Raw genomic sequence first — 25162 nt, 5'->3', positions numbered from 1 at the left:
GAACTAGATAAGACGCGCCCGGAACCGTCAGAAGTTCCGGGCGCAGCTACTTTGTAGCCGACGCCGATTGCGTTAAGCTCTCAGCCCTTTGGGCCGGAGCACCTGTGCAAACCGCACAACGCAAATCGCTGATGATGCTGCGCTGGATGACGGTCGCGTCGCTCGCGCTGCCCGTCGCACTGTTCTTGGTCGCTGCCTACGTCTCCTACGGTGCGACGACCGAAGAGGCCGACCGCGAGATCCGCCGTTCGCTCGATGTGGTCCACGAGCATGCGCTCAAGGTGTTCGAGACCATCGACCGCAGCCTGTCCGAGATCGACGAGATCGTCCGCGACCTGTCGGACGCGGACATCAAGGCCCGCGAGCAGGCGCTGCATGCGCGGCTGCGCCAATTGTCGGATGCGCTGCCGCAAATGAAGTCGGCCTGGGTGTTCGACGCCAATGGCCGGCCGCTCGTCAACAGCCTGGTCTACCCGGCACCGGACACCTCGTTCGTGGACCGCGACTACTTCTCCGCCCATGTGAAAACCAGCATCGGCACCTTCATCGGCACCCAGCTGGCACCCCGTCCGCCCTATCAGGGCGCGACGTTCTTCAGCGTCAGCCGCCGCCGCCCCGGCGACCACGGCAGCTTCACCGGCGTCATCCAGGCCTCGGTGCTGCCGGATTACTTCGAGCACTTCTATGCCCGGATCGGCCGCGCGCCCGGCAGCTACTTCGCGCTGCGCCGCTACGATGGCCGGGTCCTGGCGCGCTATCCCGCCGCGCCGGACGAAGCCGGGCCGGTCGCGAACGACATTCCGGCGGGGGCCGCGGATACCGAGCAGCTGGTCACGGAAACCTCGCCGCTCGATGGGATCCAGCGTCGCGTCGGCTACCAGCGGCTCGCGGACTACCCGGTCTACGTCTCCGCGGGGCTGGCGACGGCGACCATCCGCGACCGCTGGCTCGGCACAATCAGCCGGCACCTCATCTTCGGTATTCCTGCGACCGCGCTGCTCGTCGTCTTCCTGATGCTGGCGCGCAGCCGCACCGAGCACTTCTACGTCGAGGCGGCCCGACGCCTCGAGGCCGAGGACGCGCTCAAGCACGGCCAGCGCATGGAGGCGCTGGGCCAGCTCACCGGCGGCGTTGCGCACGACTTCAACAATCTGCTGACCGTCATCCGCGCCTCGGCCGATCTGCTGCGCCGGCCGAATCTTCCCGATGAACGGCGGCAGCGCTACATCGATGCGATCTCGGACACGGTGGCGCGCGCCTCGAAGCTGACCTCGCAGCTGCTCGCCTTTGCCCGGCGGCAGACGCTCAAGCCGGAGGTGTTCGACATCGGCCGCAGCGTCGTCACGCTGCGGGACATGACCAAGACGCTGGTGGGATCGCGCATCGAGGTCGTGACCTCCGTTCCCGATGAGCCCTGCTACGTCAATGCCGATGCCGGGCAGTTCGAGACCGCCCTGATCAACATGGCGGTGAACGCGCGCGACGCCATGGCCGGGCAGGGGCTTCTCAGCATCGCGGTGGCGCCCGCCGCCGACCTGCCGACCCCCGCCGCGCCGCACGAGCGACCGCCGCTCGGCTATGTCGCCATTGCGGTCAAGGACACCGGCGTCGGGATTCCGCAGGAGCAGTTCAGCCGGATCTTCGAGCCGTTCTTCACTACCAAGACCATCGGCCAGGGCACCGGCCTCGGCCTGTCGCAGGTGTTCGGCTTTGCCAAGCAGTCCGGCGGCGAGCTCGGGGTGGTGAGCGAGGTCGGGCACGGCGCCACCTTCACGCTGTATCTGCCGCGCGTGGCTCCGGCGGATCCGCAGCGCGGCGTCGACGGTCACCGTGCCGTTCCGATCGGCGGCGAGGGCATGTCGGTGCTGGTGGTCGAGGACAACATCGATGTCGGCAGGTCCGCCACCGAAGCGCTGGCCGAACTCGGCTATCGCACCACCCTGGTCGACAATGCCCAGGATGCGCTGGAGGAGCTGATCAGCAGCGCCAGCCGGTTCGACGTCGTGTTCACCGATGTCGTGATGCCCGGAATGACCGGCCTTGAGCTCGCCGAGGAGATCCGCCGCCTCGAGCTGAACGTGCCGGTCGTGCTCGCCAGCGGCTACAGCCACGTGCTGGCGCAGCAGGGCACGCATGGCTTCGAGCTGCTGCGCAAGCCCTATTCGATCGAGGAACTCTCGCGCGTCTTGCACAAGGTCGTGCCCGTCCCGCTCTACCGCGCGCCGCCCGTTGCACCAAACACCGACCTCTCCTGAGCCCGCGGTGCCGGGGAACTCAAGCGGGAACCTTCAACTCAGGTTGCGGTTATCGCGCCATGGGACAGGTTCAGGACATCGCGCGGCCCGCTCGGGAAGAGTCGGAAAAACCTCCAATCGTCGAGATAGCGGCCGAAAGCGGTGCCCATGTCGAGCCGCCGCCGCCTGAACTGGTGGAGCCCGACCCGGAGCTTTCGCCCGAGGAAGCCGAGCAGCTCCGCAAGCGCTACCTGCTGACGCGCTTCTGGATCAGCGCCCGCGGCTTCTGGGGCAAGAGCGGCGACCGGCTGGCATGGATGTTCACCATCGGCCTGCTGCTGCTGATCGTTGCGACCGTTGCGGTTCAGTACGGCATCAATGTCTGGAATCGGTCGATCTTCGACGCGATCGAAAAGCGCGATTCCGCCACCGTCTTCCATCTCACGGCGATCTTCTTCCCGCTGGCGATCGGCAGCGTCGTGCTCGGCGTCGCGCAGGTCTATGCCCGCATGGGCATTCAGCGTTGCTGGCGCGCCTGGCTGACCAACAGCGTCATCACGCGCTGGCTCACCAGCGGACGCTACTACCAGCTCAATCTCGTCAGCGGCGACCACAAGAACCCCGAATACCGCATCGCCGAGGATCTGCGCATTGCCGCGGATTCGCCGGTCGATTTCGTCGCCGGCGTGACCTCGGCGCTGCTGTCGGCGGCCACCTTCATCGTCGTGCTCTGGACCATCGGCGGCGCGCTGACGCTGCATCTCGGCGGCACCGAGATCACGATTCCGGGCTTCCTGGTCATTGCAGCGATCGTCTACGCCGCCATCGCCTCGGGTTCGATCATGACGATCGGCCGCCGCTTCGTGCAGGTCTCCGAGGACAAGAACCAGGCCGAAGCGGACTTCCGCTACACGCTGACCCGCGTCCGCGAGAATGGCGAGAGCATCGCATTGCTCGGCGGCGAGAGCGAGGAGCGCGCCGGGATCGATCGGACGTTCGGCAACGTGCTGCAGCAGTGGGCCCGGCTCGCCGGCCAGCACATGCGCACCACGCTGGTCTCGCAGGGCTCGAGCCTCATTGCCCCCGTGGTGCCGCTGTTGCTGTGCGCGCCAAAATTCCTCGACGGCAGCATGACGCTCGGCCAAGTCATGCAGGCGGCGAGCGCGTTCACGATCGTGCAGACCGCGTTCGGCTGGCTGGTCGACAACTATCCGCGCCTCGCCGACTGGAACGCCTGTGCCCGCCGCATCGCCTCGCTGATGATGTCGCTCGACGCGCTGGAGCGGGCCGAGCAGGGCGACGGTCTCGGCCGCATCAAGCGCGGCGAGACGACCGGTGATGCGATGCTGAGCCTCAACGACCTCTCCGTCACCCTTGATGACGGCACGGCCGTCGTCGGCGAAACCGAGGTCGTGGTCGATCCGGGCGAGCGGCTGCTCGTTGCCGGCGAATCCGGCACCGGCAAGAGCACGCTGGTCCGCGCCATCGCCGGCCTCTGGCCGTGGGGCGGCGGCAGCATCAATTTCCATCCCGACCGCAGGCTCTTCATGCTGCCGCAGCGGCCCTATGTGCCCTCCGGCAGCCTGCGTCGCGCCGTGGCCTATCCCGGTGCCGCCGAGGACTGGAGCGTGGAGCAGGTCGGCGAGGCCCTGCAGAAGACCGGGCTCGATCATCTGAAGGAGCGCATCGAGGAAGAGGCGCCGTGGGACCAGACGCTTTCCGGCGGCGAGAAGCAGCGCCTCGCCTTTGCGCGGCTGCTGCTGCACCGTCCCGATATCGTCGTGCTCGACGAGGCGACGTCGGCGCTCGACGAGAAGAGCCAGGACCGGATGATGGAAATGGTGACGACCGAGCTGCCGAAGGCGACCATCGTCAGCGTCGCGCACCGGGTCGAGCTCGAGGCCTTCCACAGCCGCAAGATCGTGCTCGAACGCCGCAAGGGCGGCGCCAAGCTCGTGAGCGACATCGACCTGATCCCGCGCAAGGGCAAGCGGCGGTTGATCGGGCGCTTCCTGCGCCAGCGCAAGGCGGTGTGAGCCGAGCCACGCATTCAAGCTCTCGTCGCTGCGGGGTCACAAAGCCGCCATCTCAGCCGCATTGGAGTGCCCGGCAAAACCGGCTATCACTCGCCGCCCCATGTGCAGGATGAGACCTTGACGCCCGACAACGACCCTTCTCCGCCGCCCTTCGGGACCTTCGCTCCCAATGCCGCCCAGGCGCTGGTGATCCGGCTGGCGCATGGCTCCGGGCTGAAGCGCGGCGCGTTCCGGCCGATGCTGACGCGCGCCCTGAATCTGCTCCGCGCAGGTCCGGTGGATGTCGGCTACCAGGGCGCGAATTTCCGCCTCTATCACCAGGTCAGCGCCACCGAGCGCGGCGCCGTGTTCAATCCCGACTACAATCGCGAGGAGCTGGATTTCCTGCGCAGCCGTCTGCCGGCCGGCGGCGTGGCCGTGGATGTCGGCGCCAATGTCGGCACCTTCGCGCTGCCGCTGGCGCGTCACGTCGGCCCCGATGGCCTCGTGATCGCGATCGAGCCGCATCCGGTGACGCATGCGCGGCTCCGCTTCAACCGCGACGCCTCGGGACTGTCGCAGGTCAGGCTCGTTGCGGCGGCGGCCGGCGACAGCGACGGCGAGGTGATGATCGAGACCGACGGCGACAATCTCGGCGCCAGCCATATCGTGGTTGGCACGGCCGGCGCGGACGCGTTCAAGGTGCCGTCGATGCGGTTGCAGGCGATTCTCGACCAGGCCGGCGCGACCAGGGTCGATGTGCTGAAGATCGACGTCGAAGGCTTCGAGGATCGCGTGCTGATCAGCTTCTTCCGCGATGCGCCCGTCACGCTGTGGCCGCGCGCCGTCGTCATCGAGCATCTGTCGCGCGACGAATGGCGGCAGGACTGTCTTGCGGACATGATCAGCCGTGGTTACCGCGAGGTCGGCCGCACCCGCAGCAACACTCTGCTGGTCCGCGGCTGAGACCTCACGCCGCTCGCTTTCCTGCGCGGTTTCCGGAACATCGCAGGCACGCCCCGCGTTACCGCCCCTGACATCCAGGGAGCGAACCATGAGCAATGACGACACGCGCGATCAGGATCGCGTCTGGGAGCTGATGAAGAAGATCACCTTCGCGATGCTGGTCACGCGCGACGGCGACAGACTGCGCGCGCGGCCCATGAGCGCCTATCTCGAGCGCGACGAGAACATGATCTACTTCCTGACCGACGCCCGTCACCACAAGGACGAAGAGATCGCGCGCGCGCCGCAGGTCAACCTGTCCTTCGCCGATGCAGGCGCCCAGAAATACGTCTCGCTGACCGGCACCGCGGCGATCTCGAACGATCGCGCCAAGATTCGCGAGCTGTTCACGACGACCGCCAAGGCGTGGTGGGACAGCGCCGAGGATCCGAACATCCGCCTGCTCAAGATCACGCCCGACGACGCCGAATATTGGGACTCGCCCGGCACGGTGGTCAGCTACATCAAGATGGCGGCCGCAGCCGTGACCAATACGCGACCCGATCTCGGCGACAACCGCAAGGTGGCGATGTGATGCCGATCGAACCGCCCGAGATCCCGCCGGCGACGCCGGGCCGCCCGGTCGAGCCGCCGCCGGAAGATCCGGTCGGCAATCCCCAGCCCGACATTCCACCGCCGATGCACGAGCCCGATGCGCCGGCGCCGCCGCGCGAGCTGCCGGGACAGACACCGGACGAAATCCCGGGGCGTGGACCGCTCGGTCCGACGACGCCCAGTCCGGTCACGGATTGACCGCGATTGAACCTTCATCATGATGCAGACAAGAGGCCCGGCCAAAAGCCGGCCTTTGGCGCGTCGTGTTCCGTCAACCCTTTGAAATTCAAGACTGAATGTAACATGAATGGCGGCGGCCGCGCGGCTGTTTCCCGTCGAAATAAATCCCCCCGCAGATTTGAACTGCGCCACAATCCAGCCTAACGCATAAACGTTGATCACTCCGTGCTTCAAAAAGAACGTTTCGGGATACCAAAACACATGAGCAAACTTCGCGTTCTGCTGCTGGCGACGACCGCGCTGTCGGCGATGCAACTGACAAGCTCCGGATCCTTTGCGCAGAGCGCGCCCATGGTCGTTGCGCAGGGGCAGGGCGGCCCCGGCGGCGAGGTCGGTCCGGACGGCCGGCCCAAGCCGCCGCAGGGACAGCCGCAGCGCCCGGGTGCGCCGGGTGGGGCGCCGCCCGCGCCGCCTCACCAGGCTGCGCCGCCAGCTCCACCGCCGCAGGCGGCCCCTCCGCGTCCTGCTGCACCGCCGCCTCCGCCGCCCCCGCCGGCTGCAGCGCCGCGCCCCGCACCTGCCCCGCCGCCGGCTCCCCCGCGGGCCGAACCGCCGCGTCCGGAGCCGCCGCGCCCCGCACCGCCGCCGCCGCGGGCTGAACCGCCTTCACCTCCGCCGTCGCGTCCGACGCCGCCGACGCCTCCCGCCGCTGCGCCTCCGGCGCATTCGCCGGCGCCGCCCCCGGTCGTGCGTGAGCCGCCGCGTCCCGCAACCCCGCCCGCGCCGCCGCCGCCCGCCGCAGCCCCGTCGCGCCCGACACCGCCCGTTCCGCCCACGGCTGCGCCGCCATCTCCACCACCGGCGCCGCCGAGCGCAGCCCCGAGCTCGCAGCGGCCCGGAGCGCCGCCGCCGGCTGGTGCGACGCAGCCACCTCATTCCCCGCTCCCGCCGCCGGCCGCGACCCCGTCGCCGCAACCATCCGCGGCCCCGGCAGCGCCGCCGCAGCCGCCGCGTTCGGGCCCCGGTCAGCCCGGCGAGCGGCCTCCGGGGGAACGACCTGCCGGAGAACGGCCGCCAGGCGGCCGCCCCGGTGCTGGCGGTCCTCCGCCGGGCGCCCCGCAGGGTGGCCTGCCGCCGCGTGGCGCACCGACGCCGCCGGCCGGTACGGTCGCGCCTGCGCCTGGCGGATCGCCGTCGCCGGCAACGCCTCCGGCCGCCCAGGCGCCCTCGCCAGGGACGCCACCGTCTCCCGGCACTCCGCCGGTTGCCGGCAACCCGCCGCCGGGCGGTGGCCGACCGGGCCTGCCTCCGGGTGGTCCTGGTGCTCCTGGGACGCCGCCCCCGCCTCCCGTGGCCGGCCCAGGTGGCGGACCCGGTGGGGCGCAGGCCGGACCGGGCGCCGTGCCTCCTGCCGGTCCTCCGGCGATGTCCAACCGGCCGCCGCCGCAGGTCGCCGCGCCGATTCCTGCGCCGCCTCCGCCGACGCCGCAGCAGCTCACCCCCATCGCGCCGGGCGCGCCGATGGCCGGGCCGCAGCGGCTCGAGGACTTCCGCGGCCAGCGCCGCGAGATCCAGGAGGGCGGACGCACGCTGATCTACGAGCCGGGCCGCGTCATCGTGCGCGATCCGAGCGGCCAGGCCTTCGTGCGTCACGATGAGCTCGAGCGCTTCCGTTATGGTGCTCGCGACATCCGCGTGCAGCAGGAGCGGGGTGAGACGCGCACCGTCGTGATCCGTCCCGACGGCAGCCAGATCGTGACGATCACCGCGCCCGATGGCCGGCTCTTGCGCCGCATCCGCCGCGACATCGGCGGCCGCGAGATCATCATCATCGACAACACCTACCGCGATCCCCAGGCAGTCGGCGGCTTCTATGTCGATCTGCCGCCACCGGAGATCCGCATCCCCTACAACCGCTACATAGTCGACGCCGAGGAGGCGCCGCCGGATGTCATCTACGACACGCTGGTCGCGCCGCCGGTGGAGCGCGTGCAGCGCCGCTACTCGCTCGACGAAGTCCGCTACTCGCCCTCGGTGCGTCAGCTGATGCCGTCGATCGATCTCAACACGATCACCTTCGAGACGGGTTCGTGGGAGATCGGGCCGGACCAGGCGGCGAAGCTGCAGGTCATCGCCGACGGCCTCAATCAGGCGATCCAGCGCAATCCGCGCGAGGTGTTCCTGATCGAGGGCCACACCGACGCGGTCGGCAACGAGACCGACAATCTGTCGCTCTCCGATCGCCGCGCCGAATCGGTCGCCACGCTGATGACGCAGCAGTTCGGCGTGCCCGCCGAGAACCTGACCTCTCAGGGCTACGGCGAGCAGTACCTGAAGGAGCAGACCCAGGGCCCAAGCCGCATCAACCGCCGCGTCACGGTCCGCCGCATCACGCCGCTGCTGAACGGCGGCCAGGCCGCGCTGCCGCCGCCGCCTCCGGGCGTGGCGCCGCCGCGGTGAGGCGGGGCGATTAGTCGAGAATGAAAATGGCCGGGAGCGATCCCGGCCATTTTTGTTGCTCACAATCCGTTGCATGTTTTTGAAGGGTCGTGTCCCCCGGGCGTGGTGTAACTCGGTAGAGCAACGCGGTCCGCCCGCGCGCTCCCCCATAGCGCCGTAGCGGGTGTACGGCTTTGCTCTACCGAGTTACGCCACGCCCGGGGACACGCCTTGATTACCAACCTAAAACCCTGATCATTAAGTCCGGGGACAGCGTGGTTTGGACCAACAACGGACACATGGGGCATACGGCCAGCCGTGATCTCGTGCCAAAATTCGACACCAAGGGCATCGCACCTGGAGCTACATCAGAGCCGGTGGTTCTTAACGGCAGCCCTGGGACTGTTCTCGACTATTTTTGTCGTCCGCATCGGGGCCATGATGAAAGGAAAAATTGAATTTGCCTGATTGCAGTGCTCACTGCTCACTGCGGGACAACTTGAATCACCAGGTTCTTGCTGGGGCGACTCTTCAGGCCCAGTGAAGTCCAAGGTATTGTGATAAGACGCTTTTCGTCAGGAAACCAGCCCTTGCAGCTGTCCCCTCGGTTCTGCAGAAGCACGGTCACGTTGTTTGGTGCTTCCTTGAGAGTCGCCGAGTAGTTCGGACAGCCGCCGCCGGCGGGCACCTCAACAATCAGCCCCTCCTTGGTCACTTGATGGGGGTAATGTGACACCGGTGCCTGACTGGCAGCCGATGTCATATTCATTAAGAAGAGAAGGCCGCCTGCTAAATGCTTCACGGACTCACTTATTGACCGGTGAGATTTCGAAACTCTATTGCCAGCGTAGCATCTTCTCCATTGCATTGTTTACTCTCGCAACGTTTGGATATTCGGCAGGGGCTTTGCTGGATGAAATCGGTTTCCCCCTTCACCAAGATTCCCTCCACAAAGAGTTGCCCCGAAACAAGCTTCTCGGTGTCGAAAACTGGCGAACCGGAGTTCCCACCGTAGGTGTCAGAGTTGGTCTTGAAAACGCGCGCGGACACGGAGCGGACGTTAGCATTGCCGGCAATTTTCACCGGCAAGCCCAAAGGATAGCCCACGACCGTCATCTTGGCGCCTTCGGCCGGCTGCCCGGTCTGGCGCAGTTCGACCTGGGGCAAGGCAGACAGATCGCGATCAACGCGGATAATAGCCCAATCGGACCCGCCTTCAGAAGATCGACCTATGATCTCCTTGCATGCAAAAATCCGTTCGGCGCTGATGCTTTTGTGAGGTGCAGTGCTGGACGCATCGATCCGGAAACCCGAGATAGTGCGGATGCTTTGGCAATCCAGCGCGTCCCTAACGCAATGGCCTGCCGTTGCTACCAAGTCTTTGCCGACCTTAAAGCCTGTACAAAAGCCAGGCGCAGGCTCATCGTAAAAGCGCTCTGCCTCGTATTGATCTTGAGGCAACCGCGCCTTATTGGCTTCGGCAATCTGCGCCGGGGTACAAAGGCCAGCGGAATTTGCTGGCAGCGACCAGGTTTCCGTCTGTGCATCCTTGATCAGCTTACCCTGGCGAACGAACAGTAAGGTGCTGTCTGCCGCCTTCTGCTCGATTGCCGCACCTTCGAAGTAGTTTCTGCGGTCGTCGCCGCAATATATCACCTTACAGGTCGATTTCAGTTTGTCGTCGAGATCCTGATAGATGACTTGAAGGCTTTGATCGTTGAGTTTGATAATACTCTTGCCTAGCGTATCAAGTTGTATCCGCAATCCGCCCAGTTTGGCACTAACCAGCGGATTGAACTCTTGGGCAACGGCCGTGGCGACACCGAAGCAGGCAATGTAACCCGAGGTGACGAAAGCGATTGCGGTCTTCAATGGACTTCTCCCTCAAAAACTATCTTACAAGGTAGTGTCTTTGATCGAGCTCATCCGGACGCGGCAGAATGAAAAATCGAGCCCTACGCATAAATTGCGCGGACAACGTTTCACAACCCGTCGTGAATCACAACGGTTATGAGGGCAAGTACGCCTGACGCAGCCGTTTGTTCTGGACAGGAGGGATCGGAAGAACTAGGCGGAGCTTCATCCAGTTGTTTCACTCTACTTTGCTTTTTGTTGCAGTGAGGCCGAGCACCCTGGCGATCCGTCCCCAAATCCTATGAAACATATCAGGCCCCTTTGGGCAGCTGGACAAGGCCAGGAATCTTCTTTTTAACTCCTCGCAGTGACCGCTTCGAGTCCGAAGACCCGCTCTATCAATTCCTATACTTGGCGCGATGGTTCGGGCCAAATCTGCTACTTGAAGGCCCGAAATAGCGATACGCAGAAAGGAGGGACGCGGACCGCGTGTTGTTCAGCTGTTGGCGAACATTCTTTAAATTATTAGTGGCCGATGCTCATCCAGCAGGCAACCGCTTTTGTATTCTGCTCGAACACAATCCGCTCTACCAAGGATCAGGCTGCGTCGAGATTTGTGGCGGCTTATCCGTTGATAATGAAACGAATAGAGCGATCAGCCCCTCTCTATCGGCCAAACGAACCGGGATCGAGGATTACCGGTGAGTTGCGGTAGAGTTGTCGGTTAATCTCAGGGTCCCCAAGCACTCTCTGCCTTGGCGTCAGAGTGGGCTGTTTTGGTGGTCGAACTGTCGGTTTGCTTTGCGGAGCCGCTTCTCCGGCTGGAGGTTGCTTTGTCGCCTGATCGTTTTCTTCATTCTTCTTGATAGTCGCATCCGGCGAAGGAGCTCGAGCAGGGAAGTTTGTCACGGTGACCAGAAGCGGCTTTGCGGGGGGGGCGGGTGCTGGAGGCGGTGTCAGTGCGATGGTGAATCGGTTGGTGTAGTCAATAGCTCCCCCAAAGCCAGCATCGGCGCTAACAGGATTCGTCACCGGCACTAGAACGTAGCCAAACCGTGAACTCGCACTGGCGTTTATTTCAAATTGCTTCGTGAAGCTCAGAGAGACCAAAGAGTCCTTCTCGATCGCGGTTACGCTGGCTGCGATCCAGTTAGCCAACCCCATTCCCGTTTCTGAAGGATCGAATCCCTGGCAGATAGTCTTGTAGCGCGCGATCGCTCTCGGGATCGAGTTAGCAAACTTAATTGAATTTTTTCTGGTGTCGGTATCAAGAATGCCTGCCTTAGGTAGCCCTGACACTACCGCCAAACCCGCAGGCGCCGATACTTTTACATTTCCATCCACTCCGATTGAGCGTACCAGCGTTAGATCAAGCTCGGTTGCGGCCACCCACTCCTGCAAATTGCGGCTCCGAATTGTTTCCTCCGGACTTGTTGCGACAGCGGCGAGCTCGCAATCAATTGAGTCAACGATGTTCCGAATGCTCACGCGGCCCTCTTCGGCCGTATATGGAAACGCTGTACATCCCGCCATGACAAGCAAGCTGACAACAGCACCCAACCGACGCATTCCCCCCCCCACCCGCATTCAACCCCAAGCTGAGGCTAAACACGTAAAGTTGCGGCGTCAATTGCGATCTACCTTGAAGAACGGGCCAGACGGCCAATCGTCCGACGCTTCGACTGGAGGCGGCATGACAACTACCAGTACACGTGCACGTTACGCTGTCCTGAAGCAGTAGCCGGCTCGCCTGATCGTGTCCCATGGAGTGGTGTAGCTGGTATATTGGGTCACCCTCGGTGTCGTCCCGGCCTTGAGCCGGGACCCATACCCACCGGCGATGATGAGGCAGGCAACTAACAGCAACGTCCCTCGATAGCGTCCTCGGTATGGGCTCCTGCGTTCGCAGGCAGGGCAATCGCATTTGACGATCGAAGTGTTGCGCCCGTCTGTCTCCCCGTCGTCATGGCCGGGCTCCGTCCCGGCCATCCACGTCGTCCGGCGTGCTGAGAACGACGTGGATGCCCGGGACGGAGCCCGGGCATGACGATGTGGATAAAGTGTTGCGACAAACTCAGATTGGTCAAATGCGATTGCCCTGCGTTCGCAGGGGCGACACCGGTAGACGTGACGATGACTGAGGGGTAGGCGTCTCACCCTTTTCATGGGCCATCGGTGACCTGGCATCGGCCGTGCCCGTCGGGCGAATCAGCTGCGCGATCGACCGATCGGACCGCAGTTCAGACCATTAGCGACTGACGCAACTCGCCTGCGCCGAAACACTGATTTCGCGCGGCATCGCAAAGCGATGGTACGCGCGGCATGGGTGACGCCAGATTTTCCGCTTTCGTTTTTCAGAAATCCATGTCATTCCTTCGCGCATCCCGCCTCACCGAGAGGGGCGTACGCGCGGTCGTCACGATATGCGAGGCGGGGGTGCGGTGGCCGTGTCGGGTTGCAGCGTGGCTCTGTCGCGCGGACGAACAATTCCGGTGCGGACGTGAAGTCGTGTGGTCCTGGCCTCCCGGTGCCGAGGTCAAGCCGACGCGGCGCTGACGCGCTGTGTCGATGACGGGGTCAATCAGCCGGTCCCCGAGGAGAGCGCGAAAGAAGCGTTAAACCCATCGCGCGGGGAATGCCGGGATGTCTCGGCTGAACCTGTGGTACCTGCCGCCTGCATTATTCTTACGCAGGCGGGCCATGGGGGCGGCCAGCTCCCGGCATTCCCTGCGCCCTCGACGTTTCCGAGGGACCAAGGTGATCATCGCTCGGGCGTCCTCACGCCGCGGGAACGAAGGCGCCTGTCTCGTCCCCATGCTGTTTGACATTCTGAAGATGACCGCCGGTGCGTCTGAGGCTGGCGATGTCGAAGTGGTGCATCGCGCGCCGCGACGACGGAGGCGCGGCCTCGGCCAAGAAACTCGCCGTCGTCCCGGCGCCCGAGCCGGGACCCATAGCCACCGAATCAAGTTTTGCGATGGCTGGAGCTCCAGCCAGGTCTTACCATATCCGACGGTGGTTATGGGTCCCGGCGTTCGCCGGGACGACGGTGGTGGCGAGGCGCGGCCTTGGCCAACAAACTCGCTATCGTCCCGGCGAACGCCGGGACCCATAGCCACCCGTTCGAGTTTTTCGATGGCCGGAGCTCCAGCCGGGTCTCACCGCATCCGCCGGTTGTTTTGGATCCCGGCTCGAGGCCGGGACGACGGCGGTGGGTGTGGTGCGCGTCTCGTGCCGAGTCGCCTCCGCTCAGCTCTTGTCGCCCTTGTCATGCCCGAGCTGGAAGATCTGCGCGCCGTCCGATCCCGACAGCAGGCCGGTGTCCGAATAGAGCTTCAGCTTGGTGCGGGTGTCGGCGATGTCGAGGTTGCGCATGGTGAGCTGACCGATGCGGTCGGCGGGCGTGAAGGCGGCGTCCTCGACCTTCTCCATGCTCAGCCGCTCCGGCTGATAGGTCAGGTTCGGGCTCTCGGTGTTGAGGATCGAGTAGTCGTTGCCGCGGCGCAGCTCGAGCGTCACCTCGCCGGTGACGGCGCTGGCGACCCAGCGCTGCGCGGTCTCGCGCAGCATCAGGGCCTGCGAGTCGAACCAGCGGCCCTGGTAGAGCAGGCGGCCGAGCTTCATGCCGCTCATGCGGTACTGCTCGATCGTATCCTCGTTGTGGATGCCGGTGACGAGACGCTCATAGGCGATGTGCAAGAGCGCCATGCCCGGCGCCTCGTAGATGCCGCGGCTCTTGGCCTCGATGATGCGGTTCTCGATCTGGTCGCTCATGCCGAGGCCGTGACGGCCACCGATCGCATTGGCTTCGAGGAACAGCGCCACCGCGTCGCTGAAGGTCTGGCCGTTCAGCGCGACCGGCTGGCCCTCCTCGAAACGGATGACGACCGTCTCCGGCTTGACCGCGCAGTCCTCGCGCCAGAACGGCACGCCCATGATCGGGTTGACGATGCGGATGCCGCTGTTGAGGTTCTCGAGATCCTTGGCCTCGTGGGTCGCGCCGAGCAGATTGCTGTCGGTCGAATACGCCTTCTCGGCGCTCATCTTGTAATTGAAGCCGTTGGCGGTGAGGAACGCCGACATCTCGGCGCGGCCGCCGAGCTCGTCGATGAACTGCTGGTCGAGCCACGGCTTGTAGATCTTCAAGCTCGGATTGGTCAGCAGGCCGTAGCGGTAGAACCGCTCGATGTCGTTGCCCTTGTAGGTCGAGCCGTCGCCCCAGATGTTGACGCCGTCCTCCTTCATCGCGGCGACCAGCATGGTGCCGGTGACGGCGCGGCCGAGCGGGGTGGTGTTGAAATAGGTGATGCCGCCGGTCGAGATGTGGAAGGCGCCGGACTGGATCGCGGCGATGCCCTCATGCACCAGCTGGGTGCGGCAATCGACCAGGCGCGCCTTCTCGGCGCCGAAGCTCATCGCCTTGCGCGGGATCTCGTCATAGTCGGACTCGTCGGGCTGGCCGAGATTGGCGGTGTAGGCGAAGCAGCGCGCGCCCTTCTGCTTCATCCAGAGCAGCGCGGCGCTGGTGTCCAGCCCGCCGGAGAAGGCGATGCCGACTTTCTCGCCCGTAGGCAGGCCTTTGAGGATCGTGGTCATGGGAGTCCAACCGGTGTTGATGGCCGTTTCGTTGCCGAAATTCGGGCGCGGATAGCAGATTTCGCCCCGGGGGGCACGCGATTAATCTCGGCCGGCCGTGCTCAGGCGGCGGGGCTGGTATCGGCCTCGCGGCGGCGGCCGAACAGCCGGCGCATCAGGCGGAAGCCCGGCATGGCGAAGCGGGTCAGCGCGGCGTCGACGCCGGCGTCGGTCAGGCGCGTCGACGGCCAGCGGTAGATGTAGCCATGCGCCAGCCAGATCACGACGAAGGTCACGAGGCCGGCGGCGGCGATGTCGGTGAAGAAATGGCCGCCGAACGCCATCCGCAGCACCGAGGTGGCGAGGCCGAACAGCACGGCGGCGGCATAGGCGACGGGGCGGATCGCGGGTGGCGTCAATGCGGCCGGGGCGAGCGTCCAGAACGCGGTGGCGCCCTCGCCGGAGAAGAACGAGCAGTTGCGGCCGCAGCCGCCACGCGGATCCCAATACGGCACGAACTGCATGTCGCCGCCGAACTCGGTCACGACCACCGGACGCGGGCGGCCCCAATAGGATTTGAAGGTGAAGTTGGTGAGCACGCCGGCCGACAGCGTCAGCGTCAGCAGCAGGAAGGCGATGGTGCGGCCCTTGATCAACAGCGGCCGATCGGGGCGGATCAGCTTCACGACCAGTGCGATGATCGAGGGCAGCGCGAGCCCCCAGGCGATCCACATCGCGGCGTCGCGCGCGAAGGCGGCGGTGCCGTCGAGCTTGAGCGGGAAGCTGCGCGTGTGCGGATCGTAGAACAGCGCGGCGAGCTTGAGGTCGAGCTCGGGATAGACGCCGAACAGCACGCCGATGACGAGTGCGAGCGATAACGCGATGAAGAGTCCGTTGCGGTTCATGGCGCGCGGTTTAGCGAAAGCCGATGGCGATGGAAAGGCTCACCGCGGCGATCCCGAGGGCAGCGGCGGAGGGGGAGCCAATCGCGGCGGCTCGCGCCAGCGGCCGGCATTGCGGCCCGCGATCAGCCAATAGATCAGGCCGCCGAGGATGCCCGCGCCGGTCAGGATCTCGAGCTGGCGGCGGACGATGCCCTCGAAGTGCAGTGTCTCCGGATCGAACGGGATCAGGCCGAGATAGCAGGCCGCGCCGACCAGACCGCCGCCGATCGCATAGGCGAGCACGCTGCGGATCGAGAACGCCTCGGTGATCAGCGCGATCAGCAGCGCCGGGATCAGCGCAAAGCCCGACACGAAGATGAAGCCGAACCCGATGACGACCTGGAAAGCGCTCTGGTCGATCGGTCCGATGCCGATGTCGGAGAATTCCGGGATCAGGATCGCGGTGACGACGACAAGCCCCGCGACGAAGCTTGCGAGCAGGAAGCCGAACGCAATCACGATGAGCCGGCCGATCAGCGCCATGTCGTCAATCTCATGTCAGACATGAAAGTGCTTCTCTCTCATTCGTCATGGCCGGGCTTGACCCGGCCATCCATCACTAAAAAACTTTTCGCGGTGAGGGATGGATGCCCGGGTCAAGCCCGGGCATGACGATGGTGCTGGGAGATGCAGGCGCGGACAATCATCAATCCGTCATCGCCATCGCGCGCAGCGCCTGGCGCTCCCTCGCCGACAGCTTCTCGGTCTCCGACTTCAACTGGCCGCAGGCGGCGAGGATGTCGCGGCCGCGCGGGGTGCGCACCGGCGAGGAATAGCCGGCGTTGAAGACGTATTCGGAGAATTTCTCGATCTGCTCCCAGTCCGAGCATTCATAGGCCGAGCCCGGCCACGGATTGAACGGGATCAGATTGATCTTGGCTGGAATGCCCTTCAACAGCTTGACCAGCAGCCTGGCATCGTCGAGCGAATCATTGACGCCCTTGAGCATCACATATTCGAAGGTGATGCGCCGCGCATTCGAGGCGCCGGGATAGTCGCGGCACGCCTGCAAGAGCTCGGCGATCGGATACTTCCTGTTGAGCGGCACCAGCTCGTTGCGCAGCTCGTCGCGCACGGCATGCAGCGAGATGGCCAGGGCCACGCCGATCTCTTCGCCCGCGCGCTTGATGTTCGGCACCACGCCGGACGTCGACAGCGTGATGCGGCGGCGGGAAATGCCGATGCCCTCATTGTCGGAGACGATCAGCAGCGCATCGCGCACCGCATCGAAATTGTACAGCGGCTCGCCCATGCCCATCATGACGATGTTGGTGATCAGGCGGTTGCCATGCGGCGTCTCGCGGTCGGCCCAGTCGTTGAGCCGGTCGCGCGCCACCATGATCTGGCCGACGATCTCGCCGGCGGTGAGGTTGCGCACCAGCCGCTGGGTGCCGGTGTGGCAGAACGAACAGTTGAGCGTGCAGCCGACCTGCGAGGAGACGCACAACGTGCCGCGGTCGGTCTCGGGGATGTAGACGCACTCGACCTCATGGGCCTTCTGCAGGCCGTCGCCGCTCGGCAGCCGCAGCAGCCATTTGCGGGTCCCGTCATTGGAGATCTGCTCGGCCACGACCTCGGGACGATCGACCGTGAAGCGCTCGGCCAGTCCGTTGCGCGTGTGCTTGGATACTGACGTCATCTCGTCGAAGGATCTGGCGCCGCGGAAATACAGCCAATGCCACAGCTGCTGCACGCGCATCTTCTGCTGCCGCTCCGGCACGCCGATCTCGCCGAGCCGCGCCGCGAGCTCGGCACGCGACAGGCCGATCAGAGACGGCTTCGCCGGCGGCACGTAGGTTTCGAGCGGAATCTTTTCGAGGGGCGCGGCGGTGTCGCGCAGCCCGGCAGTCGTTGCCATGTCGATGGGCCCAAATTGCTGCCCGGCCGTCGCGGCCGAAGGCGTTCAGCGGGTCTATATAACAATTCGGCCGGCAAATGCGACCGGTCTGGCCGCCGGCGGTATCAGCCGGCCGTTCAGCGCCGGCAATCCTGGGCGATGCGGTCGAGCGCCTGGGCGAGGCCCTTCAGCGAGAACACGTCGGTGGTCTCGGTTCCCTTGGCCGAGACACCCTTCACCACCGCCTCCGGGGCCTTGCGCATGGCTTCGACCATGCGTTCCTCCTCGGCGGCGTTCTTGATCCAGAGCCCGTCGCCCTGCGCGTACATCGAATAGGACGCGCCGCCGACATCGAGCGAGCCGTCGGTGCCTGGTTTCAGCGCGTAGCCGATCATGATCGACACCTCGTTGACGACCTTCTCGGAGGGCCGGGTCGAGACGAAGGCATAGGCGGGATCGCGCGGACGGTTGGGCGGGTTGGTCTTGGACGAGGCCGGCTTGGCCAGCGCGAAGCACACCTTCTTGCCGCCAGGCAAGGCGGTGTAGGCGCCCCAGCCACCGAATTGGCCGATCAATGTCGGCTCCGCGCCGCCGATGCTCGGCACGGCCGGCTTGGCGTCCGATTTCGGCGCGGCCTTCGGCTGCGGAGCGCCGGCCTTCGATGCAGAACCCTGCGCCGCCGCGAGGCTCGGCACTCCGACCAGCAGCGCGCCGCCGACCAGCGCTGTCAACAATCGCCCAAACATGATGTGCTAAGTTCCCCCGCGACTTCGTTCCACCAATATTGTGACTGGAAAATGGCCCGGAATCGCTGACCTCGAACGCGATGGATAGCGGCTAAATGCTTCGCTTGCAAAGCCGGTGCATCGCGATGGCCGGCCCGCGGCCCATGCCGTCATCATGGATTGTGGCGCGCCGGCAAATCCGGCATGACGTTCCCAAGCCGGATCCAAGCCGGCAGCAACGAAACAAGGAGCGCCCATGAAAGCCATTCTCTGCTCGCAATTCTGCCAGCCCGACGATCTCGTCTTCGCCGACGTGCCCGATCCGGTGGCCGGCCCCGGCGAGGCTGTGATTGCGATCAAGGCTGCGGCGCTCAACTTCTTCGACATTCTGATGATCCAGGGTAAGTACCAGATCAAGCCGCCGTTCCCGTTCTCGCCGGGCGCGGAAGTCGCAGGCGTGATCGAGAGCGTCGGCGACGGCGTGACCGAGCTGAAGGTCGGTGATCGCGTGGTGGCCTCCTGCGGCCATAATGGCGCGCGCCAGAAGATCGCGCTGCCGGAAGCGTCGATCGTCAAGATTCCGGACAACCTCGATTTCGACCGCGCTGCCGGCATCATCATCATCTACGGCACGGCCCTGCATGCGCTCGAAGACCGCGCCAGCCCGAAGCCTGGCGAAACGCTCGCCGTGCTCGGTGCGGCCGGCGGCACCGGGCTGGCCGCCTGCGAGCTCGGCAAGCTGATGGGCCTCAAGGTGATCGCCTGCGCGTCCTCCGACGAGAAGCTGGAGTTCGCCAAGCAGCATGGCGCCAGCCTGACGCTGAACTATGCGAAGGAGGATCTGAAAGAGGGGCTGCGCCGGCTGACGGACGGCAAGGGCGCCGACATCATCTTCGATCCCGTCGGCGGCACGTATGCCGAGGCGGCGCTGCGCTCGATCGCGTGGGAAGGCCGCTTCCTGGTGATCGGCTTCGCGGCGGGCGACATTCCGAAGATGCCGCTGAACCTGGCGCTGCTGAAGGGCTGCGATATTCGCGGCGTGTTCTGGGGCGCCTGGACCCGGCTCAACCCGGCCAAGAACCGCGCCAATCTCGAGAAGCTCGTGCAGTGGACCGCCGAAGGCAAGCTGTCGTCGCATGTCGACCGCACGTTCCCGCTGGCGCAGACCGCCGATGCGCTGAAGGTGCTGGCCGGTCGCCAGGCAATGGGCAAGGTGATCCTGCATCCGTGACGGGATGAGATGCTGCGGCTCGGGCCTGCCTGGCCCGGGCTCGCGGATGTGGTCTGCAGCACGCCCGCACTCATCCGTTACGCGAAGGATGGATCGTGATGGACGGCGTCGTGACGGCGATACGGCGCAAACTTGTCGGACTATCGTGCGATAGGCGCATTCTCGCGGGCGCACGATGCAACCTCAGGCCGCAAATCCGAAAACGAGCGTTTCTTGGTTAACGCAACCTCGATACATTGTGGCAAGGTTAATAGTATGACTTTCTCGTTGTAATCTCGATGTTTCCGGGTTTTCCGCCGCCCGATATCGCACGTGCGTCGTCACAATCAGATCAAAATATTTCCAGAATCATGCCGGCTCTCGTCCACTTTTAGTCGGATTCAATTAGTCAATTAGTTGTCGGCAGTGGGGTGCCTCTAGCAATCGTGACGTGTCTCGAGCTTCTGGCGGGCTTGGGACTCAAAGTTTGTTGCGTGAAGTTGAGATGGGGATGAAGGCCATGGCTGAGCGGACGACGCGTGGACGGTTCAACGAGCGGGCTCCTTCCGGCCCCGACTACAGGCCCTTCCCTGACGATCCACCGCAGGAGCGTCCGTCGAACTATCGGTTCGGCCGGTCGACTCAGGACAACTATCCCAACGACGAATCGATGCCGATGTTCCTGTCGGAATATGACGGCGGCAACCAGATCGAGAGCACGGAGTTCGAGGACCAGTGGCCGGTCCGGACACGCCGGACGTCGATCTCCTCGCGCATCCTGCTTGCGGTCGTGGCCGCGGCCGGCGTGGCCGTGCTGTTCGCGCTGGTCACATCGGATGCGACCCGCGATCTGATTGCCTCGGCGAAGGCGTCGATGATCGGCGCCACGCCTGATCCGACGGCGCCGCCGCAGCCGACCAACACCCAGCTGACCGCGCGCGACATGCAGCTGAACGAGCCGGCCCGGTTGCCACCCGAGCCGCCGGCCGCGGCCGCGACGCCGGTGCAGACCGCAGCCGTGGCGCCGACACGCGACGACATCGCCAACGCCTACCAGACGGCCCTGCAGAACCGCGCCGTGACGCAGCCCACGCCATCCGCGGCCGCGCCGAGCTTTGCGACGGCGCCCTCGGCTCCGGTGCCGTCGGCCGCGGCCCCCGCCGCGATGGTGCCGTCCTCGATCACGTCGCCCGGTGCCGGATCGGCGATCACCGCGCCGGGGCTCGGCGCCGTGACCGCGGCTCCGCCGCCCGCCCAGGTCCGCCGGCTCGATCCGGATGAACTCGCGGGCATCATGAAGCGCGCCAAGAGCCTGCTCGCCGCAGGCGACATCCCGCCCGCCCGCCTGCTGCTCGAGCGCGCCGCCGAGGCGCAGGAACCCGCCGCTGCCCTGATGCTGGCGCAGACCTACGATCCCCACGTGCTGGGAACGAAGGACATCCGCAACATCAACGCCGATCCGGCGGCGGCTCGCAACTGGTACCGCCGCGCCGCCCAGCTCGGTTCGGCCGAGGCGCAGCGCCGGCTCGACCAGCTGCAGAATTGAAGCTCGTGACGGCAGTGATGCCGTCCCGTTTGATTTTTTTGTTTCACGCATGATTTTCGAGCCGTTCATGGCCGCGCCGGGAGAGTCCGGCGCTGCGCGCGTGCCGGCCCGCAATCATGTGCCAGCCTTCACCGAGGGGGACACATGCGACGTCTGTTTGGAGCGGCCCTGGCCGCAGTGATGATGGCGTGCGGTTTCGCCGCCCACGCCGAGGAAAGCGAGTTCGATCCCGCCAAGGTGAGCGACAGCCTGAAGGCGATCTTTCAGTTCGGCTCGGTGCAGACCAAGCAGGCACTGAACGCCAACACGGTGACGCTCATCACCGGCACCATCGGCGGCACCTATGTGCAGTTCGGCGCCGACCTCGCCTCGCTGCTCGACGACGGCAACAGCCTGCGCGTGCTGCCAATTGTCGGCCGCGGCTCGGTGCAGAGCGTCGCTGACATCCTGTTCCTGCAGGGTGTCGATCTCGGCGTGGTCCGCGCCGACACGCTCGACTATCTCGAGCGCAAGGGGTTCGCTAAGGACATCAAGCGGCAGTTCACCTACGTCACCAAGCTATACAATGAGGAGATGCAGGTGATCGCGCCGCGCGCGGTCCGCACCTTGCGCGACCTCGAAGGCCGCCGCGTCAGCGTCGACCTGCCCAATGGCGGCACCTTCGTCACCGCGCTCACCGTGTTCGAGCGCCTCGGCCTGCGCGCGAATTTCGCCTATATCGAGCAGCGCATCGCGATGGAGAAGCTGAAGCGCGGCGAGCTCGATGCGGTCATCGTCGTCGGCGGCAAGCCCTACAAGTCGGTCAGCAATTTCGTGAACGACGGCCGCTTCCACCTCGTCAATGTCGACTACGACCGCCCGCTGCAGACCGACTATCTGCCGGCGACGCTGACGGCGAAGGACTATCCGAACCTGATCGCCGAGGGTGAGAAGGTGGATACGATCGCGGTGCCCGCGGTGCTTGCCGCCTATAATTGGGCGCCGAACACCGACCGCTACCGCAAGCTCGCGACCTTCGTCGATGCGTTCTTCACCAAATTCCCGGCGTTCCAGAACCCGCCCTTCCATCCGAAGTGGAAGGAAGTGTCGCTGTCGGCGCCGCTCGCCGGCTGGCAGCGCCTGCCCGCCGCCAGCAAATGGCTGGAGAGCCACGCGATGGAGGGCGCGCAGCGCGATCGGTTCGACGACTTCCTGAAGCAGAGCAACGCCGGCAAGGCGCTGCCGAGCGAGGCCGATCGCGAAGCATTGTTCAAGCAGTACCAGGCCTGGGAGGCCGAGAAGACCGGCAGCGCCCGCGCCCAGGCGCGCGGCCGCTGACGAGACCGCCCGCCGGGCACCCCTCGGCTCTGTCGGCATGAACTGAAAAGCCCCGCTCGGATGTCCGAGCGGGGCTTTTGGTCTCCTGGGCATGCCGCCTGACGTGGCCACCCTCAGTCGCGATGATCGTCATCCGCCGAATCTTTCGCGGACCTGTCCGATGCGAGTCGCGCGAGCATGGCGCGGGCGGCGGCATGATGATCGGGCGTGATGTTCGAGGTCACCATGCGGATCGCCGTGGCGAGAACTGCCGCGTCGTCGGTGAAGCCGAGGATCGGCAGCACGTCCGGAACGAAGTCGAACGGCAGCACGAAGTAGGCGATCGCGCCGAGCAGGGACACCTGCACGTGCCGCGGCGTCTCCTTGTCGAAAGCGCAGTAGTAGGCCGCGAGCAGCTCCTCGGCGAACGGGAGCCGCGCGACGACCTTCTTGAACTTCACCCAGAAACGACGGCGAAGCGTCTCGCGATCCTGCGCCAGCCGCTCCGCCGGCTCGAAGCCGACGCTGTAGTCGGCCGAATCCGACACCATGTCCGATCTCCGGTTCCGAGGCTGCGCGGTGGCGCAGCCGTCGAGCCGACATGTGGGGATGACGACCTCTGCTGCAAGACGTCGCTGGGCAGCGATCTCGGTCAGTCGCCGATCTCGCTTGCGATCGCGTTCATTGCGGTGGCAAGCGCGATGTCGCGGGCGGTCACGCCTCCGGCGTCGTGGGTGGCAAGCACCACCTCGACCGTGCGGTAGACGTTGCGCCATTCGGGATGATGGTCCTGCTTCTCGGCGATCAATGCGACCCGCGTCATGAAGCCGAATGCCGCGTTGAAGTCCTTGAAGGTGAAGGTGCGGGTGATGGCGTCGCGGCCGTTCAGCTCGGACCAGCCGGAAAGCTCGCGCAAGGCATGGGCGCGTGCGTCCCCTGAAAGTGGTTGGGCCATCTTGATGTCCTCCTCTCGTCCTCTTCCTCGCACAGATCGATCCGTCCGGATCTCTACGGTCATCGCGCCGGTCCGGATCACGCGCCCCGATCCTCTCGGGCCGGTGACTGGAAACCGCTTCCCCGTCAGAGCCTTGTCACAGCAGCGCCGCCGGATCGCCGTCTCGCCATGGTTGTCTGCCCGAGCACTCGTGCCACGGTAACCATGACGCAGATGTCACCCCGGGCGGACAAGAAATTTGCTACAGTTCGGCATTATCGGAGGTCGAGGCCGGACGAAGCCGCCCCTGGCGTCGTTCCCCGGCTCGAGGTGACCGGAGGAACGGACCTGGCAGACACCCAGACCACGCCAGCACAGCGCTCCCAGATGCGCCCTGCCGTGTTCATCGTCATCGCCGGGATCCTCGCGATCGTCGGCGCTCTGGCGGGTGCGTACTATTTTGCCATGCGGCCGGTCGTGCTCAAGATCGCCGTCGGTCCGCCGAACAGTGACGATCTCAAGGTCGTCCAGGCCCTCACCCAGGCGTTCTCGCAGAACCACGCCTATGTCCGGCTCCGCCCGGTACCGACGGAAGGCGCCGGCGAGAGTGCGCAGGCGCTGGCTGCCGGCAAGGTCGACCTCGCGATCGTGCGCGGCGATCTCGAGGTGCCGAAGAACGCGCAGGCCGTCGCCACCCTGCGCAAGAACGTGGCCGTGCTCTGGGTGCCGCCGGCCGGCAAGGGCAAGGGCCGCAAGAGCGGCGCCAAGATCACCAAGATTTCCCAGCTCGCCGGCCACAAGGTCGGCATCATCGGCCGCACCCCGGCCAACGCCAACTTGCTGAAGGTGATCCTGCACCAGTATGGCGTCGATGCCGGCAAGGTCGAGATCGTGCAATTCCCGATCACCGAGGCCGCCGAAGCCGTCCGTAACCAGAAGGCGGACGTCTATCTCGCCGCCGGGCCGATCAACAGCAAGATCACCGCCGATGCGATCGCGGCCGCCACCAAGGACGGCGGCACGCCGACCTTCCTGGCGATCGATTCGGCCGAGGCCATCGCGCAGAACCATCCGGAGTACGAGGCCGCCGAGATTCCCTCGGGCGCGTTCGGCGGCTCGCCTGACCGTCCGGAAGACGAAGTCAAGACGATCAGCTTCAACCACCACATTGTTGCCCGCAAGGGTCTCGCCGATTCCACCGTCTCGGCCTTTACGCATCAGTTGTTCTCGGCCCGCCAGCAGCTGCTGTCGGAATTCCCGCTCACCGCCAAGATCGAAACGCCCGACACCGACAAGGACGCCGCGATTCCCGCTCATCCCGGTGCCGCCGCATTCGTCGACGGCGAGGAGAAGACCTTCCTCGACCGCTACAGCGACTACATCTGGTGGAGCTTGATGGCGCTGTCTGCGATGGGCTCGGCCGGCGCCTGGTTCGCGGGCTATCTCAAGCGCGACGAGCGCACCATCAACACCTCGCTGCGCGACCGGCTGCTGGAGATGATCACGATCGCGCGCAAGAGCGATTCGACCGAGGAGCTCGACCAGCTCCAGGCCGAGGCCGACGAGATCCTGCGCAACACGCTGACCTGCTTCGAGGACGGCGCGATCGAGCACGCCGCGCTGACCGCGTTCAACATCGCGCTCGAGCAGTTCCACAACGCGGTGGCCGACCGCAAGCTGATCCTGATGAGCATGCCGGCCAACCTGCAGCGGACCAGCGCTCAGCTCCGCGCCGCCGGGACGTGAGCCGGCGCCGCGCCTGCCGCGTGCGTCTCGACCAGCCGTGTAATTGCAGCGTCATCAATCTTTCCTA

The 25162-nt window shown here is 65.4% G+C and carries 21 protein-coding genes; 11 read left to right on the top strand and 10 right to left on the bottom strand.

Features of this window, described 5'->3' with window-relative positions; genetic code table 11:
• Positions 1-104 precede the first annotated feature (104 nt).
• The 7 genes from ACQR1L_RS10650 to ACQR1L_RS10620 all read left to right on the top strand — a co-directional run bounded on the left by ACQR1L_RS10650 (position 105) and on the right by ACQR1L_RS10620 (position 8886).
• Entirely contained in the window at positions 105-2255 is a 2151-nt protein-coding gene (locus ACQR1L_RS10650) for an ATP-binding protein (protein ID WP_434857918.1), read from the top strand.
• 59 nt (positions 2256-2314) lie between these two features.
• Positions 2315-4270, top strand: a complete 1956-nt coding sequence (locus tag ACQR1L_RS10645; RefSeq protein WP_434857917.1) for an ABC transporter ATP-binding protein/permease — start codon at positions 2315-2317, stop codon at positions 4268-4270.
• Between the two features lie 117 nt (positions 4271-4387).
• Positions 4388-5215 (top strand): FkbM family methyltransferase, encoded by an 828-nt coding sequence (locus ACQR1L_RS10640; RefSeq protein WP_434857916.1) that lies wholly within the window; start codon positions 4388-4390, stop codon positions 5213-5215.
• Between the two features lie 88 nt (positions 5216-5303).
• The gene (locus tag ACQR1L_RS10635) at positions 5304-5789 is read left to right on the top strand and encodes a pyridoxamine 5'-phosphate oxidase family protein (protein ID WP_434857915.1); all 486 of its coding nucleotides are present in this window, start codon (positions 5304-5306) and stop codon (positions 5787-5789) included.
• On the top strand, positions 5789-6007 hold the full coding sequence (locus tag ACQR1L_RS10630; RefSeq protein WP_434857914.1) for a hypothetical protein: 219 nt from the start codon (positions 5789-5791) through the stop codon (positions 6005-6007). Before ACQR1L_RS10635 ends, ACQR1L_RS10630 begins: the two co-directional genes overlap by 1 nt.
• Before the next feature lie 243 nt (positions 6008-6250).
• Positions 6251-8449 (top strand): OmpA family protein, encoded by a 2199-nt coding sequence (locus ACQR1L_RS10625; protein WP_434857913.1) that lies wholly within the window; start codon positions 6251-6253, stop codon positions 8447-8449.
• 173 nt (positions 8450-8622) lie between these two features.
• A complete protein-coding gene (locus ACQR1L_RS10620; RefSeq protein WP_434857912.1) occupies positions 8623-8886 on the top strand; it encodes a cupredoxin domain-containing protein in 264 nt (87 codons plus the stop codon).
• 26 nt (positions 8887-8912) lie between these two features.
• Here ACQR1L_RS10620 and ACQR1L_RS10615 read toward each other — a convergent pair whose 3' ends face one another.
• The 8 genes from ACQR1L_RS10615 to ACQR1L_RS10580 all read right to left on the bottom strand — a co-directional run bounded on the left by ACQR1L_RS10615 (position 8913) and on the right by ACQR1L_RS10580 (position 18384).
• The gene (locus ACQR1L_RS10615) at positions 8913-9230 is read right to left on the bottom strand and encodes a hypothetical protein (protein ID WP_434857911.1); all 318 of its coding nucleotides are present in this window, start codon (positions 9228-9230) and stop codon (positions 8913-8915) included.
• Between the two features lie 8 nt (positions 9231-9238).
• A complete protein-coding gene (locus tag ACQR1L_RS10610) occupies positions 9239-10300 on the bottom strand; it encodes a trypsin-like serine peptidase (protein WP_434857910.1) in 1062 nt (353 codons plus the stop codon).
• A 648-nt stretch (positions 10301-10948) separates the two neighbouring features.
• Positions 10949-11770: a hypothetical protein gene (locus ACQR1L_RS10605; RefSeq protein ID WP_434857909.1), complete on the bottom strand. Its 822-nt coding sequence runs from the start codon at positions 11768-11770 to the stop codon at positions 10949-10951.
• A gap of 1761 nt (positions 11771-13531) precedes the next feature.
• Positions 13532-14878 (bottom strand): argininosuccinate synthase, encoded by a 1347-nt coding sequence (gene argG / locus ACQR1L_RS10600; RefSeq protein ID WP_434857908.1) that lies wholly within the window; start codon positions 14876-14878, stop codon positions 13532-13534.
• A 101-nt stretch (positions 14879-14979) separates the two neighbouring features.
• On the bottom strand, positions 14980-15762 hold the full coding sequence (locus ACQR1L_RS10595; RefSeq protein ID WP_434857907.1) for a phosphatase PAP2 family protein: 783 nt from the start codon (positions 15760-15762) through the stop codon (positions 14980-14982).
• Positions 15763-15801: 39 nt separating this feature from the next.
• The gene (locus tag ACQR1L_RS10590; RefSeq protein WP_434857906.1) at positions 15802-16284 is read right to left on the bottom strand and encodes a hypothetical protein; all 483 of its coding nucleotides are present in this window, start codon (positions 16282-16284) and stop codon (positions 15802-15804) included.
• Positions 16285-16447: 163 nt separating this feature from the next.
• A complete protein-coding gene (gene rlmN, locus ACQR1L_RS10585; RefSeq protein ID WP_434857905.1) occupies positions 16448-17659 on the bottom strand; it encodes a 23S rRNA (adenine(2503)-C(2))-methyltransferase RlmN in 1212 nt (403 codons plus the stop codon).
• Positions 17660-17775: 116 nt separating this feature from the next.
• Positions 17776-18384 carry an invasion associated locus B family protein gene (locus ACQR1L_RS10580; protein WP_434857904.1) on the bottom strand — a complete coding sequence of 203 codons (609 nt, stop codon included), beginning with the start codon at positions 18382-18384 and terminating at the stop codon, positions 17776-17778.
• Positions 18385-18619: 235 nt separating this feature from the next.
• Between ACQR1L_RS10580 and ACQR1L_RS10575 the strand changes: the two genes are divergently transcribed.
• From ACQR1L_RS10575 to ACQR1L_RS10565, 3 genes are all read left to right on the top strand, one after another.
• Positions 18620-19594, top strand: a complete 975-nt coding sequence (locus ACQR1L_RS10575) for an NADPH:quinone oxidoreductase family protein (RefSeq protein WP_434857903.1) — start codon at positions 18620-18622, stop codon at positions 19592-19594.
• A gap of 499 nt (positions 19595-20093) precedes the next feature.
• Complete coding sequence (locus ACQR1L_RS10570) at positions 20094-21119, top strand: hypothetical protein (protein ID WP_434857902.1); 1026 nt, start codon at positions 20094-20096, stop codon at positions 21117-21119.
• Positions 21120-21263: 144 nt separating this feature from the next.
• Positions 21264-22436, top strand: coding sequence for a TAXI family TRAP transporter solute-binding subunit (locus ACQR1L_RS10565; RefSeq protein ID WP_434857901.1), 1173 nt, complete (start codon positions 21264-21266; stop codon positions 22434-22436).
• 113 nt (positions 22437-22549) lie between these two features.
• Here the strand turns inward: ACQR1L_RS10565 and ACQR1L_RS10560 are convergent, their stop codons facing one another.
• Positions 22550-22966: a YkvA family protein gene (locus tag ACQR1L_RS10560; protein ID WP_434857900.1), complete on the bottom strand. Its 417-nt coding sequence runs from the start codon at positions 22964-22966 to the stop codon at positions 22550-22552.
• 101 nt (positions 22967-23067) lie between these two features.
• Positions 23068-23370 (bottom strand): 4a-hydroxytetrahydrobiopterin dehydratase, encoded by a 303-nt coding sequence (locus ACQR1L_RS10555; RefSeq protein WP_434857899.1) that lies wholly within the window; start codon positions 23368-23370, stop codon positions 23068-23070.
• Between the two features lie 366 nt (positions 23371-23736).
• On the opposite strand from ACQR1L_RS10555, the gene ACQR1L_RS10550 reads away from it, so the two are divergent.
• Complete coding sequence (locus tag ACQR1L_RS10550; protein WP_434857898.1) at positions 23737-25095, top strand: TAXI family TRAP transporter solute-binding subunit; 1359 nt, start codon at positions 23737-23739, stop codon at positions 25093-25095.
• Positions 25096-25162 lie beyond the last annotated feature (67 nt).

The organism is Bradyrhizobium sp. HKCCYLR20261, assembly GCF_051168435.1.
Classification (GTDB): Bacteria; Pseudomonadota; Alphaproteobacteria; order Rhizobiales; family Xanthobacteraceae; genus Bradyrhizobium.
This window is presented reverse-complemented; position numbering and strand designations above follow the sequence as displayed.

Excerpts from the sequence above, each read along its gene's own strand:
- rlmN (WP_434857905.1), bottom strand. The coding sequence starts at position 17,659 with ATGGCAACGACTGCCGGGCTGCGCGACACCGCCGCGCCCCTCGAAAAG.
- ACQR1L_RS10630 (WP_434857914.1), top strand. The coding sequence starts at position 5,789 with ATGCCGATCGAACCGCCCGAGATCCCGCCGGCGACGCCGGGCCGCCCG.
- ACQR1L_RS10595 (WP_434857907.1), bottom strand. The coding sequence starts at position 15,762 with ATGAACCGCAACGGACTCTTCATCGCGTTATCGCTCGCACTCGTCATC.
- ACQR1L_RS10645 (WP_434857917.1), top strand. The coding sequence starts at position 2,315 with ATGGGACAGGTTCAGGACATCGCGCGGCCCGCTCGGGAAGAGTCGGAA.
- ACQR1L_RS10550 (WP_434857898.1), top strand. The coding sequence starts at position 23,737 with ATGCGCCCTGCCGTGTTCATCGTCATCGCCGGGATCCTCGCGATCGTC.
- ACQR1L_RS10560 (WP_434857900.1), bottom strand. The coding sequence starts at position 22,966 with ATGGTGTCGGATTCGGCCGACTACAGCGTCGGCTTCGAGCCGGCGGAG.
- ACQR1L_RS10555 (WP_434857899.1), bottom strand. The coding sequence starts at position 23,370 with ATGGCCCAACCACTTTCAGGGGACGCACGCGCCCATGCCTTGCGCGAG.
- ACQR1L_RS10625 (WP_434857913.1), top strand. The coding sequence starts at position 6,251 with ATGAGCAAACTTCGCGTTCTGCTGCTGGCGACGACCGCGCTGTCGGCG.
- argG (WP_434857908.1), bottom strand. The coding sequence starts at position 14,878 with ATGACCACGATCCTCAAAGGCCTGCCTACGGGCGAGAAAGTCGGCATC.
- ACQR1L_RS10565 (WP_434857901.1), top strand. The coding sequence starts at position 21,264 with ATGCGACGTCTGTTTGGAGCGGCCCTGGCCGCAGTGATGATGGCGTGC.
- ACQR1L_RS10570 (WP_434857902.1), top strand. The coding sequence starts at position 20,094 with ATGGCTGAGCGGACGACGCGTGGACGGTTCAACGAGCGGGCTCCTTCC.
- ACQR1L_RS10635 (WP_434857915.1), top strand. The coding sequence starts at position 5,304 with ATGAGCAATGACGACACGCGCGATCAGGATCGCGTCTGGGAGCTGATG.
- ACQR1L_RS10575 (WP_434857903.1), top strand. The coding sequence starts at position 18,620 with ATGAAAGCCATTCTCTGCTCGCAATTCTGCCAGCCCGACGATCTCGTC.
- ACQR1L_RS10580 (WP_434857904.1), bottom strand. The coding sequence starts at position 18,384 with ATGTTTGGGCGATTGTTGACAGCGCTGGTCGGCGGCGCGCTGCTGGTC.
- ACQR1L_RS10590 (WP_434857906.1), bottom strand. The coding sequence starts at position 16,284 with ATGGCGCTGATCGGCCGGCTCATCGTGATTGCGTTCGGCTTCCTGCTC.